The 13,686-nt window shown below is 47.7% G+C and carries 12 protein-coding genes; 4 read left to right on the top strand and 8 right to left on the bottom strand.

The window, feature by feature from the left end; translation table 11 throughout:
• Nucleotide 1: 1 nt before the first annotated feature.
• From ACYVEA_RS03280 to ACYVEA_RS03265, 4 genes are read right to left on the bottom strand one after another with little or no spacing between them, the layout of a single operon-like run.
• Entirely contained in the window at nucleotides 2-802 is an 801-nt protein-coding gene (locus ACYVEA_RS03280) for an SDR family oxidoreductase (protein ID WP_461111886.1), read from the bottom strand.
• Nucleotides 796-1,848, bottom strand: coding sequence for a type III polyketide synthase (locus ACYVEA_RS03275; protein ID WP_461111885.1), 1,053 nt, complete (start codon nucleotides 1,846-1,848; stop codon nucleotides 796-798). Before ACYVEA_RS03275 ends, ACYVEA_RS03280 begins: the two co-directional genes overlap by 7 nt.
• Nucleotides 1,845-2,549, bottom strand: coding sequence for a methyltransferase domain-containing protein (locus tag ACYVEA_RS03270; RefSeq protein ID WP_461111884.1), 705 nt, complete (start codon nucleotides 2,547-2,549; stop codon nucleotides 1,845-1,847). The genes ACYVEA_RS03275 and ACYVEA_RS03270 overlap by 4 nt, the downstream gene beginning before the upstream one ends.
• 10 nt (nucleotides 2,550-2,559) lie before the next feature.
• Entirely contained in the window at nucleotides 2,560-3,690 is a 1,131-nt protein-coding gene (locus tag ACYVEA_RS03265) for an NAD(P)/FAD-dependent oxidoreductase (protein ID WP_461111883.1), read from the bottom strand.
• A 171-nt stretch (nucleotides 3,691-3,861) separates the two neighbouring features.
• Here ACYVEA_RS03265 and ACYVEA_RS03260 point away from each other — a divergent pair, with 171 nt between their 5' ends.
• Both ACYVEA_RS03260 and ACYVEA_RS03255 read left to right on the top strand, forming a co-directional pair.
• On the top strand, nucleotides 3,862-4,788 hold the full coding sequence (locus ACYVEA_RS03260; RefSeq protein ID WP_461111882.1) for a polysaccharide deacetylase family protein: 927 nt from the start codon (nucleotides 3,862-3,864) through the stop codon (nucleotides 4,786-4,788).
• A gap of 129 nt (nucleotides 4,789-4,917) precedes the next feature.
• Entirely contained in the window at nucleotides 4,918-5,784 is an 867-nt protein-coding gene (locus ACYVEA_RS03255) for a polysaccharide deacetylase family protein (protein ID WP_461111881.1), read from the top strand.
• A gap of 150 nt (nucleotides 5,785-5,934) precedes the next feature.
• On the opposite strand, the gene ACYVEA_RS03250 is transcribed toward ACYVEA_RS03255, so the two are convergent.
• From ACYVEA_RS03250 to ACYVEA_RS03240, 3 genes are read right to left on the bottom strand one after another with little or no spacing between them, the layout of a single operon-like run.
• A complete protein-coding gene (locus ACYVEA_RS03250) occupies nucleotides 5,935-6,774 on the bottom strand; it encodes a ThuA domain-containing protein (protein ID WP_461111880.1) in 840 nt (279 codons plus the stop codon).
• An 11-nt stretch (nucleotides 6,775-6,785) separates the two neighbouring features.
• On the bottom strand, nucleotides 6,786-7,811 hold the full coding sequence (locus tag ACYVEA_RS03245; protein ID WP_461111879.1) for a sugar phosphate isomerase/epimerase family protein: 1,026 nt from the start codon (nucleotides 7,809-7,811) through the stop codon (nucleotides 6,786-6,788).
• Between the two features lie 50 nt (nucleotides 7,812-7,861).
• Nucleotides 7,862-10,666, bottom strand: a complete 2,805-nt coding sequence (locus ACYVEA_RS03240) for a PQQ-dependent sugar dehydrogenase (protein WP_461111878.1) — start codon at nucleotides 10,664-10,666, stop codon at nucleotides 7,862-7,864.
• Between the two features lie 85 nt (nucleotides 10,667-10,751).
• On the opposite strand from ACYVEA_RS03240, the gene ACYVEA_RS03235 reads away from it, so the two are divergent.
• Both ACYVEA_RS03235 and ACYVEA_RS03230 read left to right on the top strand, forming a co-directional pair.
• Entirely contained in the window at nucleotides 10,752-11,525 is a 774-nt protein-coding gene (locus ACYVEA_RS03235; protein WP_461111877.1) for an NUDIX hydrolase, read from the top strand.
• Nucleotides 11,526-11,655: 130 nt separating this feature from the next.
• Nucleotides 11,656-12,615, top strand: coding sequence for an ABC transporter substrate-binding protein (locus ACYVEA_RS03230; RefSeq protein ID WP_461111876.1), 960 nt, complete (start codon nucleotides 11,656-11,658; stop codon nucleotides 12,613-12,615).
• A gap of 28 nt (nucleotides 12,616-12,643) precedes the next feature.
• Here the strand turns inward: ACYVEA_RS03230 and ACYVEA_RS03225 are convergent, their stop codons facing one another.
• On the bottom strand, nucleotides 12,644-13,345 hold the full coding sequence (locus ACYVEA_RS03225) for a hypothetical protein (RefSeq protein ID WP_461111875.1): 702 nt from the start codon (nucleotides 13,343-13,345) through the stop codon (nucleotides 12,644-12,646).
• Nucleotides 13,346-13,686: the final 341 nt, after the last annotated feature.

Genomic DNA, 13,686 nt, shown 5'->3' with positions numbered 1-13,686 from the left:
GTTATTGAAGGTGTTCACCGCCATTGACCGGAATAACCGTACCGTTAATCCATGACGCTTCGTCTTTACAAAGCAAATAAGCCACATTGGCTACGTCCTCTGGCCTTGTTAATCGCGAAAACGGGTTCTTTTGTTTGCTATGATTCATCAAAATATCCGAATCAGGAATCATCCTTAACGAAGTCGTATCAGTCACACCCGCCATGATGCAATTGGCCCGAATACCCAGGGGCGCCATTTCTAAGGCAATACTTCTGGAAATAGCTTCCAGTGCCGCTTTTGCTGCTGAAACAGCCGCATAATTTTTCCAGGCTTTGGTGCTTCCTTCGCTGGTAAAACTAATGATACGCGCATCGGCCGAAAATAACGCAGCGTTTCGCAAGTCATTCGTCCAGTCATATAAACTGATGGCCATGGCGTCGATCGTTAATTGAAAATCGTCATGTTTTAGCCGAAATGTTTGATTATCGGAGAGCATCGGTTTCAAATTTCCTTTCGCAATACTGTGAATCAGCGTTCTTACTTTTTCGTGCGTGCCCAGCTCTTTCTTTAACGTATCAATGACGTAGTGGCGTTTTTCGATATTCGTCGCATCAATATTGAAGTGTTTTAACGAAACACCTTCGTTTTTAATGCTATCTAACTCTTTTTCCAGCTTAGGAAGGTCGGTTTTCAGCGTGCGATGCACAATGCATATATTCATGCCATGCCTGGCCAATTTCTTCGCCGTAGCCAGCCCTAGTCCTTTGCTTCCACCAAGGATGATTGCCCAATAGTTAGTATGACTAAATTCGTTTACCACTTTAATAAAACGCGTTGCGCTGAAAAGCCGGGGCCAAAACTGAGCATGAGCCCATAAGAACCTTTTTCGGGCTGTTTTTCCAGGAAGCGTTCTAACACATACAGCACCGTTGCGCTCGACATATTTCCGTAAAGCCGAAGTACTTCTTTTGTGTCGTCAATATTCTTGCCCAGTTTACCGAAAAGCTCCTGCACAACCTCGACAATTTTGCGTCCTCCCGGATGGAAAATCAAGTGGGAGATATCATTGATAGTCAGTTGATTTTTTTCTAAAAATGGATGGACAATGGCCGGGAAATGGGTGGCAATCGTATCTGTAACGGCCTTATCCAGTACCATTTGTAGACCGCTGTTTGTTAAATTAAAGCCCATCAAATGCGTAGCCTCATAAAAATGATACATTTCTTCGGCTACAATTTCTGGCCCTTCATCCTCATCGTGAGAAGAAAGTAAAACGCAGGCCGCTCCATCACCAAAAATGGCGGCACTAACAATATTGGCCATTGAAAAATCGTCTAACTGGAACGTAGCGGTTGGCGATTCAACGGCGAGCAAAGCAGCCCGTTTTCCAGGGTTCGATTTTAAAAAATTCTTCGCGTAAATTAGTCCGGATATGCCTGCTACACAGCCCATTTCTGTGACGGGAAGACGTACTACGTCCTGACGCATTTTCAGGCTGTTGATCAAGTAAGCATCCAGCGAAGGAATCATCAGGCCCGTGCAACTTACGGTAATCAAATAATCAATATCCGTTACGTTCCAGTTAGCCTTATGTAAGGCTTTCATAAAAACGGCTTCCCCTAATTTAATTGATTCACGAGCGTAGATGGCGTTTTTTTCTTCAAACGAAGTCTTACTGAAGACCTCCGTCGGCGACATAATGGAATAGCGCGTATCGACCGCAGCATTCTCAAATATCTTTTTCACTTTCCGCTGAAAGCGATCTTCCTGCCCCGCTAACCATTCATCCAGAAAAGGTAAGATTTCGTTTGTATGCCGCCAGTATTGGGGTAAAGCTTTTGCTACCGTTGTTATTTTTACACTCATAGGTTGTTGATAATCCATTGATAGCGGAAAGCCCACCGCCAGGTAATGCTGTACTGTTTGAGTTTTAACTGTTGTGAAAAAGATTCTAACTCATTTTTTTTAAAGCCACGAAGGATGGATGTTAATCCATCTTCTCTTGACATTGGATTCAGCCCAAATACAAAACAGATGAGCTGAAAGAGCCTATACGCGAGACCGCTACGTTGTAAATCGTTGATGATAACGCCGAGTCTAGCCTGGCTGGAAAATACATTCAGTATGTGCAGAATTTCATGATCCGTAAAATGATGCAATGTCAGGGTGCACAAGGCAATGTCATAGTTCATCGTGGCGAACGCTTCGTCAAAGACATTCAAAACAGCATACTGTATATCTGGGTAGCCGGTAGAAATGGCCTTTGCATGATTCACGGTGAAATCATTGGCATCAATTCCCAGAATACTAAATTTAATACCTTCTTGTTTTCCAAATTCGGAAACAGCCCGGCACATATCCCCATTTCCACAGCCGATATCTACAACGGAGATCACTTTATCGCCGGGCTGATGCTTGATCAATTCCTTTATACCATCAAGCGTAATTTTGTTGCCGCCTAACCACTGATTAATTACGGCGATTTTATCTAACGCGTCGCGCAACTCTTCGCCTTCCAGCGAAAAGTTGTCCATGATTTCTTCTTTATTGGTGCGTTGTGCAAACATACAATCCAGCCTAGCCAACAATTAACGGTTTTCCATGCGTCTGTTTGATTAGTAAGGGTAATGCCCTAGGCGTTAGCTGCAGACTTTTGAGTAAGGTGTTTGTTAAGGCAGGATAGTATAAAACGGATTGTAATAACCTGCCAATAGCCAGGCGCCTTTTGAATTCATCATTCCAGGAAAGAACGTATTGTTTTTCCACGGTTAGCCTGCTGGTTATTTCTCGCTGAAAATACCTGATAAGTAAGTCGGATGCGATTTTGGCGCTGTGAATGGCCATGGCCATACCATTTCCACACAGTGGATGTATTAACCCGGCGGTATCGCCACACATGAGCATGTGATTTTCTACCGGTTCTTTTTTAGCAAACGAAAGCTGGCTAATCACCAGTGGCTTATCAAACAGCGACGTAGCACCAGACAGGAAATTTCTTAAATGGGGGTTTTTATACAGAACATTGGCCTGGAATAATTTCACGTTTTTATACTTCTTGAAGCTGGAATAACTGACCAGATAACAAGCGTTTACCAGGCCATCTTCTACTTGAGACAGGCCACAATAACCACCATCGAAATTATGGAGTGATACCAGATCGTTGGGGAATGTAGCCTGATAATGCATTTTTACACCTAACCAGGGGGATTCTTTCTGGATAAATTTACGCTCTAATTGCTTATCCAGGACAGACCGTTTGCCGTAGGCGCCGATCGCCATAGGGGCCGTATACTTCTCGCCATCGTCGGTTGTAACTGTAAATACGTCGTTCGTAAACTGGATATCTACAACCTGCTGCTGATGAATGGTAACACCCATAGCGAGTGCTTTTTTGTATAGGAAATGATCAAACGCATACCGACTCACGCCAAATCCACCCAAGGGTAAATCAGTTTCTATTGTTTTCCCGGAAACAGTGCTCAATAAAAAACGATGTATGCGGGAAGGATTTAAGTCGTCGACCGTGATGCCGAGAAATTGCAGATAGGGGAGTACTTCATTCGAGATATACTCGCCACATACTTTGTGATGCGGATAGGTCTGTTTTTCAATCAGGATTACGCGTACATGATACTTAGCCAGATGAATAGCTGCTGTTAATCCTGCCAATCCACCGCCAATGATTAGTACGTCGGCATCCTCTGTCATTGGTCATTTCCTTTATATTTCTGGTAAACAAGCGCATCGGGCAACATGTTCTGATTTTTCGTTTGTAACCCGGTAGTTTACATTGTTAATAGAGTCATCTGCACCAGTTTTAACCCGATGATTAATGGAAGCCGCTCAGAATTCAGTAAGTTTGGGGTATATTATTCTACTATGTTTACGCGTCAAATACTATCTATTGCAACGGCCATTGGCCTGTCTGTTCTATTAGCTAATGGGTTAACCGGTTGTCAATCAAAAGGTTCTTCTTCGGAGAGCTCAGCTACAACCGATTCAACGACGGCTGATAAGTCGACCAAGGAAAGCACCGAAGCCGCTACGTCGGGGCCTGATCCTTCCAGTATTCCAGCCAATAAAATCGCGGATGCCGCCACGATTCTGGCTCGTCCACAGGTGCCGATTCTGTGCTACCACCAGATTCGGGACTGGCGCCCCAAAGATTCCAAAAGTGCGAAGGATTATATCATTCCGACGGCGGCTTTCCAGGAACAGATGCAAATTCTGGCCGATAGTGGCTATCACACGATTCTGCCTGATCAACTCTATGCCTACCTGACGACGGGCGCTCCGCTGCCCAAAAAACCGGTTATGCTTACGTTCGACGACGGTGACCTCGATCAATATGAAACGGCCACACCCATTCTGGAAAAACACGGGTTTAAAGGCACGTTTTTCATTATGACGGTTGCTATTGGCCGCCGGGGAAAACAGCCGTATATGGACAAAGCGCAAATTAAAGACCTGTCTGATCGGGGACATACCATTGGTGCACATACCTGGGATCACCATAATGTAAAGAAATACCAGGGCGAGGATTGGAAAATTCAGCTTGAAGAGCCAAAAACCAAGCTGGAAGGCATCATCGGAAAGCCCGTTAAATACTTCGCATATCCGTTTGGTCTCTGGAACAAGGAAGCCTTGCCGGAAATACAAAAAAGAGGCTATGCGGCTGCGTTTACCCTGGCTGATAAACGGGATGATCAGATGCCCTTATACACCGTCCGACGTATTATTGCAGGTGGCCAATGGAGCGCTAAAACATTCTATCGGAACATGATTGAGAGCTTTGATGATAAATAGTTCTGGCATTCTGCCTGAGTGAAAAGCGGCTTAGGCCGCTTTTTTTATGATAAGTAATCTGCTACGTTGGCACACAGTATTTTGCCCAGCAGATGTGTCTTTCAGCTACTAAACACAAGCGTACAACTGATGACTGGAAAAACACTGCCTACATTGTTGCTGATCATTTCGGCCCTCTACTCGGCCAGGGCGCAATCAACTCCGCCCCGCCTGATTGTTCGCGGGGATGATATGGGGTATTCGCATGCCGGAAACGAAGCGATTCTGACATGCTACAAAGAGGGTATTGAGAAATCGATCGAAGTACTTGTTCCCTCGCCCTGGTTCCCCGAAGCCGTCAAAATGCTGGAGCAGATTCCGACGGCCGATGTGGGTATCCATTTAACGCTGACCAGCGAATGGGACAACATCAAATGGCGTCCGCTATCCAACTGTCCCAGTTTGCGGGATGCCGACGGCTATTTTTATCCAATGATCCGACCTAACAAAAACTACCCCAAACGCTCGGTGTCGGAAAACGACTGGAAACTAGCCGAGGTTGAAAAGGAGTTCAGGGCTCAGATTGAGCTGGCGATGAAGAAAATTCCCCGGATAAGCCATTTTTCTGGCCATATGGGTTGCACAAGCCTGGATGATGATGTGAAAGCGCTCGTTAAAAAGTTAGCGCAGGAGTATCATATTCCGCAATATGACATGAGCCTTGGCGAAGCGGGTGTTACGCATGTGGGCTACGTGGGCGCTCACACTACGTCGGAAGAAAAACTGCAAAGCTTCATGAAGATGCTTAAAAGTCTGGAGGCAGGGAAAACATACATTTTTGTCGATCATCCTGGCCTTGATACACCGGAAGTACAGGCTATTTACCACATTGGCTATGAGAACGTAGCGGCCGACCGCCAAGGTGTAACGGATGTCTGGACGAACCCACGTGTGAAGGAAATGATCAAAACGAAAGGTATTCAGTTAATCGGGTATAATGACTTGGGAAAGTACTAATGAAGCGGTTCGGCGTAGTCTCTGACTACGTCACCGTGTTACCCGGTCTCTGACCGGTTTATATCATCAATTAAAACCCGGTCAGAGACCGGATAACGCTATGGCGTAGTCTCTGACTACGCCAAACGCCAAATTACACCGGACATCTCATTAAAATCGACCTGCCCATTCGACACCGGTGACAATATGCGGCATGGCGTATTTGTCGGTGAAAGTTTCGTTGGTGTGGCCCATGCCCGTGTAGAAAACGCGTCCTTTGCCCATAGCGTTGGTCCACGAAATGGGGTGATCGCCCCCCATGGCTTTTGGCCACATAGCCTTATAGGTTGCTTCGTTGAGCGTCAGTAACACCTGGATGCTGTCTTTTCCCCGGACACTTTGTTTAAAGTTATACCATTCATCGACTTTACGCCATTTGGCAGGCAAATGTTGGGTTGTCGGGTGATCGCGGATGTCAGTAATCACTTCAGCTTCGGGCGTATGTTCTGGATAAAGCGGGTGGTCGCGGAAGTGCGTGCCAAGCATGTGGTCGTACCAGTCCCAGCTATATTCGGTGTCGGAAGCGGCATGAATACCGACGTACCCACCGCCGTTTTCGATGAATCGCTCAAAGGCTTTTTCCTGCTCAGGTGTTAGAATGTCGCCCGTAGTGGACAGAAAAACCACCGTTTTGAAACGGCTCAGGTAGGTATCGTTAAAGAAAGCCCCGTTTTCGGTGGTGCGTACGTCCCAGCCTTTCTCCTTGCCCACTTTTTTGAGCGCTTCGATACCCGGCTCGATGGATTCGTGGCGGAAGCCGTTGGTCTTCGAGAAAATCAGCACACCTTTATCGCCAACCGGACCTGGATCGGCCGGCAGCACGGTATCAAATACAGGCTTCTGCCAGGGCAACGTACGGGTTACGTACATTCCAAAGACGACAAATCCACCTACCAGCAGCGCCAGCAACAAGACGACGCCCAGCAGAATTCTCAGGGTTTTACGAAGCATGAATTTTAGCGCTAGGCAAGCTCAGTACGTACGCGTTCGAGCAGCGTTTTAGTCGCGCGGATGCCGTCATTCGTTGGTAAATACCCACCCGTTGGATTGTACATACCGATAAGGCCCCCTTCGTATTCGATGCCTACATAGCCTTTGAAGCCCGCGTCTTTGATAATCTTGAACATTTTCAGGAAATCCGTTTCGGTTTCATTGCCATTCGCGTCGAATTTGTGCGTTTTGGCACTGATTCCTTTAGCGTATGGCATCATTTTCTTTACCCCTTCGTAGCGATCAAATTCCTTGATGCACTTCGTACCCATAATCCCCTTGATGTCGTTGGTTTCGGGTTTGCTACGTTGGGCGCAGAAATTGCCGAAGTCAGGCAGAAGCCCCGCGTTGGGCATATTCACCTGCTTCAAAACGCCGACGAGCCAGTCGATATCTGTCGTATTGCCAAAGTGATTTTCGACGATGACGTCCATTTTTGATTTTGCGGCATATTCCAGTAGTTTATGGTAGCCGTCGGCCGCCGTTTTAGCGGCTTCAGCAGCCGGATCGTCAGCTACGCCCGATATAGCTTTGGAGCTATCGCCTAAATTGACCCGAATGGACGTACAGCCCAAAAACTTGGCAGCATCGACCCAGGCATAGTGTGATTCTACCGCTTTCTGGCGTTTCGCAGCATCCAGATCAGCAATGTTGGCGCTATCGACCATGATGAGGTTGTTTTTCATGCCAAGATCATCGCACCGCTGTTTAAGCTCTTTCAGGTACGTCTGATCCGTGTGCTTGTTGTTGAAAAACATGGACACGTATTCGAGTACGTTGATGCCGAAGTCGTTTTTGGTACGAGCAGGAAATTCCATGTTGGTCATTTTGCCTGACATCAACTCCCCGGCGAACGAAAACTCCGCCAGTGAGATATCGAACGAGAATTTTGTCGGTGCCATATCGGCGAATAGATCAGTTGAAAAGGTGGAAGCAAGGCCTACTCCGGCGGCTGTCAGGCCGAGTTGATTCAGGAAACTACGACGAGATTGTGTCATGATTTGAACAGGGGATAGCCCCTCTCTAAATGAGAGGGGCTGAGGTGAGTTTAGTTAGAGAATTGAACCGTGGCCGGGACAAACAGGGGCGATTTTCCCGCTTTTTCGTTTTTAAAGACGAAGTACAGATTGTGCTGGCCGGTTGTCGGTGTAATGGTAACCTTGGCCATGCTGGGCTTGAACATATCGGCAGGATCGCTGCTGGTGTTCTGCACGAGTTCCTCCGTCTGCCCCAGCAACTGCCCGGTTGGTGAATCAATACGTATTTCGATACGTCCACCCACGGCGATGAGTTGGGCTTTGGGAACCGCCACAGCGAACTCCATCGTTTTGATGTCCGTCAGGTCAAGCTGATCGAATTGTACGTAAGTATCCGACGCCATCACAATCACCAGTGGGTAAGGCTGGGTGCCCATTTTGAAGAGCGTAATGCCTTTCGACTGTTTGGTGCTCATGCCCATAGCGACCAACGGATTCCGTAGTACCAGTACCTGTTCGGCCATTTGGGGAGGTAATCCATTCGCGCCTTTGTCTTTGTAGGAAGCCTGCAAAACCAGATCTCCTTTTTCGTCGGCTTTGGGAACATAGGTGCCCTTGGTCGGTAGGGATGGAGTGGCTACTTTCTTGTCCGATAGTGTCAGAATGTACTTGACAATCTCGTTGGCGTCGGGCATCGCCAGTTGCGGGTGAGCCGTCATGATGGCATCGCCCCAGGAGCCGCCACCCCCTTTAATAATCTTGTTCGACAGGCTGGCGACGGCATTTGCATCGCTTTTGTACCGTTTCGCTACGTCCGTGAACGACGGCCCAACCGATTTTTTGTCCGTAAAATGACAGGCTTTGCAGTCACTTTTTTCCATAAGCGTTTGACCAGTAGACAGGTACGTAGCTTCCGAAAACTTATGGCCTGCCGGGCCGCGTTCGGTCTCGCTTTTGGCCTCGGCGTTTGTTTCATCCTGATAGGTTGCTTTCACCATCACCTGACTGGCTTTAATCCGGCCATCGGTCAGGCTGCCGTCTTCTTTGTCCGTCACCCTGACCTGGTAATCAATGGCTTTGCTAGGGAAATAGAAACTCTTGTTTCCTTTCGCTACGTCCAGCACCACCTGGGGCGGCTGGTTACCCGCCATGATGTCTACCTCACGAGAATCTTTCGACCCTTTGGCATCGGTCACCGTCAGAATCGCTTTATACTGACCCGGTTTCTGGAATGTAAATGTCGGATTGGGCTCGTTCAGAATCGTTGCCTGATTCCCCGCCTTGTTGATGATCTTCCACTGATACGTCATGGCATCACCGTCGAAATCCTTCGTGCCTGCCGATGATAGATTTACCTTAAGCGGCACGGCTCCCGCTTTCTGACTGGCGGCAATCTGGATGTTGGGCTTGCGATTTCCGGCGTTGAATTCAATACGTACCAAACGCGAATCGTCGTTTTTGAGGAACCAGCCCGTGCCATATTCGAGTACATACAGATCCCCATTCGGGCCGAAAGCCATGTCAATCGGGTGGCTGAACGACATATTCGGCAGAAAGCGTTCCATTTTGGTCATGTCGCCTTTGCCGTCATAACTCACGGCAATGATCATGTCGCGCATCCATTCATATAGGAATGTTTTACCATTGTAATACGCCGGGAAAGGTCGTTTGGCACCTTTAAAATCGTCTTTGTAATAGGTTGGACCGGCCATGGCGCTACGTCCGCCCGATCCCATGAGGGGAAATTTTTTGGTTTCGGCCGCCGTATAGGAAATCAGCGCGGGTTGAGCAGGAGGGAGGTCGCGCATGCCCGTGTTGTTGGGTGAGTCATTGAACGGATGAGCCGGATCAAACTTGGCCCTCGATTTGTTGGTGGCGAAATCCACATCATTGTAGGCTTTATTGTCACCTACGAAATACGGCCAGCCAAAATTACCCGGCTTTTTGGCCTGATTGTACTCGTCTTCAGCCGTTGGCCCAACTCCTACTGAATCTACACCGGCATCGGGACCAACATCGCCCCAGTACACGTAACCCGTGTGTTTATCCACCGAAATACGGTATGGGTTTCGGTGACCCATGGTGTAAATTTCCGGGCGGGTTTTGGCGCGGTCCGACGGGTCGGTGCCTTTCGGGAATAAATTGCCTTCTGGAATGGTATACGTACCGTCGGCTTCGGGGTGAATGCGCAGGATTTTTCCCCGCAGATCATTGGTATTACCTGATGATTTCTGGGCGTCCCAGGGGCCACGCTCAGGCCGCTCGTCGATGGGCGCATACAACGTAGCCCGGGGGCTGGTGTTGTCGCCGGTCGAGAGATACAGATTACCGTCGCGATCCCAGTCGATCGAGCCACCGGTGTGGCAGCATTGCTCGCGTTGGGTAGCGACTTCCAGCAAAACTTTTTTGGAGGAAAGAATCAGCTCGTCGCCACGAAGTTCGTAACGGGTCAGAATGTTCTTAGGCTCGGCACCGACGGGGGAATAATAAAGGTAAATCCAGTGATTTTTCTCGAAATTGGGATCGATATTAACCCCCAGAAGTCCATCTTCAGCTTCGGTTTCGTGCCCCTCCTTATCTTTATACTTCGTACTGACCGGAATCGTCGCAATGGTTTTGAGCTGCCTGGTCGATGGTGAGTATATCCGAACGTCGCCGTGCCGTTCCACAAGCAGCACACGTTCGTCGGGCAAAATGGCCATTTCGAGCGGCTCGTTAAGTTTTTCGGCCAACACTACCTTTGTGAAGCGGTTTTCGTCGGGCAGGTCACCGGGATCGACCATGGGCTTTGCCGAATAAGCCCAGAGACCTATTGCACCGACACACAATGCAGCTACCGTTCGATACGATTGTGAGGTAAAGGAATTGTAGTTCATCTTAATGCGTAGTTTCAACACAATGATAATACTTATTTTTCATTGTGTTGAGTGTACACACTATAAAAAGTTTTAATTTTCCATCATGGAGTACCAAAAAGAGCTCAAACGGCTGATTTTAGACCTTAAAACAAATTACTTACCATCCGTATCAATAGATCTGGTCATCTTTGGCTTTCATGATGGGCAGTTGAAAGTCCTGTTATTACGCTGGAAGACAACGGATAAGTGGTGCCTGCCGGGAGGCCGAATTCGTCATGACGAAAACATGGAGGCTGCAGCTTACCGAAGTTTGCGGGAACGTACTGGTTTGAGCGAAATTTTCCTACAACAGTTTCACACCTTCGGTGAGGTGGATCGCTATACGCATTTCAGCCGACATGATACGTTAAGCAAACTGGGGCTGCCTGAGGAGGATTTAAAAGGGTTTGCCAGCCGGGATGTTTCGGTGGGCTATTATGCGTTGGTTGAATTTGCCGGAGTGACACCTACCCCTGACCTGTTTACGGACGAGTGCCGCTGGTGGGATATCGATCAGATTCCTCTGTTGCTTTTCGACCATAACGACATGATCACCCTGGCGTTGAAAACGCTACGTCGGCAACTCAGCTATCAGCCGATTGGCTATAATCTGTTGCCCGACAAGTTTACCATGCCTGACTTGCAACAACTCTATGAAACAATTTTGGGCCAATCGCTTGACCGCCGGAATTTCCAGAAACGGATGCTGGGCTACGGTATCCTGGAGCGATTGGAGGAGCGCAAGACCGGTGGCGCCCACAAGGCACCTTATCTGTACCGGTTCAATAAGGAAAACTATGAGAAAGCCCTGCGAGACGAGATTCTGTTTGTGGGGTAATGATACGTCCTGCAGCACTACGTAGTAATAAGGACAAAGTTGTAATTTTGCGTATTGCCAACCGGGTTGGAGGATACAAAAACCTTCCATCATCAGGATGGTTAAAGAAGCCGTAGCAGTACTGAAGATTATGAATACGCAAATTCGTTTAGCCCTTGATCGGACGCCAAACACCAATCATACCGGATTCTATGTAGCCCTTGCCAAAGGATCTTATGAGAGAGCCGGACTCGACGTACAGTTTATAAGCCCTGAGGCCGATAATTATCAGAAAGCGCCCGCCCGACGATTGTCACAAGGCGAAGCCGAACTGGCGATTACTCCCTCCGAAAGCATCATTAGTTACCAGACAAATGGCGTTCCGTTACTAGCCATTGCTACCGTTCTTGCCCGCGACATCAGTGCTATTGTTACTCTTAAAGAAAGTGGAATTGATCGCCCCAAGCAGTTAGATGGCAAAGTATATGCTTCCTACGGTGCCCGCTATGAAGATGATATTATTCGCCAAATGATTCAGAACGACGACGGCCGCGGGCAGTTTATTCCGCATAAATCGCCCTGGTCGGGTATCTGGCGGGCGTTGCTGACGCGTGAAGTGGATGCGGCCTGGTGCTGGCTGACCTGGGAAGGCGTTAGGGCGGATATTGAAGGCGTAGATCTGAATCAGTTTCTGTTCGACGAATACGAAATTCCGTATGGCTATAACCCCGTACTAACGACTCACCGCGACTGGGCGCACAAAAATGCGGATGCGCTACGTAAGTTTTTGGAAGCAACAGCCTTAGGCTTTCAATTCGCTGTAAAAAATCCAGATGAAGCCGCCAAGATTCTGATCAAAACGGCCAATCACCCAACGTTGTCCAACCGGAATTTTGTGGAGCAAAGCCAGCAAATCGTCTCCGGGTATTATCTGGATGGCGAAGGGCATTGGGGATTCATGCACCGGAATATCTGGGTGTCGTTTGTCAACTGGATGATTCGCAACCATATGCTTACCGATCTCAGCGGGGAGCTGATTCAACGATTAGATGTCGACACGCTGTTTACGAACGAATTTCTGGCCGGTGTACCCGCGCTGATACGTTGGTAACAGATTCACGTTTGAAGACAACCTCTGGTTAATCCGTAACGATCAGGCGTTGAGGAAAACTTATTCCATTGGCAATCGCCATTGTGTAGGTGCCAGCCGTTAAATAACTTTCAATTGGCGAGGATAATTTAAAGACAAGCTGGTTGGGAGCTGTGCTACTGCATGTATTTAGACAGGCGGCATCCGCATTAATTCGGGTTCCTTTTCCTGTGGCGACATTCGTAAAGACCAGATCGGTGATACTGGGATTGGTATAGAGATTTTCAACGGGTAAATTCAGTTCCAGCAATTTCGTTTTTCTGGAGAACGTAAATTCCTCATTACTATCCTGCGCTTTTAAAACTCCCGTTGCCACTACGTTTACTTTATAAACGGTCGTAGTCGTTTTATTGCCGATTCGTAAGGTTATCTCTTTTTCCTGAGCTGAGTTATGGCTTTGCCCACAGTAACAAAAGCGGGTTAAATCTATGGTGTTATCCGCCATCACCCCATCGAGCACACTTGCTCCATCCGTTAAGTCAAAAATGGGTTGCAAGCCTCCTTTTAGAATAGCTGGAAGTTGGACCGTAATCCTGGAATTTGCAGCATCAAACCGTACATCTTTCGTTGGGATACCTACAAATGAAACGGATTTGATTGCTGGTCTTTCATCGACTGTTTGACTTGAATCCTGACAGGATTGCAGGGCCAGTCCTGCACTTATCAATAAAGCGATAGATAGTGCTTTCATAAGTAGTTGTTAATTAAGTGATGGAATAGCGTAAAGACGTTACTGGCTATTTTATAATCAAGCGTTACGTCAACCCAATTAGATTCTCTGGGTAAGTGTGGGCAGACTCGTGTTAAAGCTTCTTAATTTCAAGTTGAGTGTAACAGAACCAGCTATCTTTCCCAAAAGAAGAGGTGATGGTTCTATTTCGGGTCTTACTGATTTTGTATAGGCAAGTTTGGCCTTTCACTATTGCTACGTCGTTGCTGATGTGGGCTCTGGCTGGTTACCCGACCCTTTTATCCGTCAATCTACTGTCATTTTTAACCAATTTTTTTTGGTTACGTACGCTAAGTCAGCTC

It is taken from the genome of Spirosoma jeollabukense (genome assembly GCF_054777855.1).
Note: the sequence above shows the minus strand (reverse complement) of the source record. Positions and strands in the feature narration are given on the sequence as shown.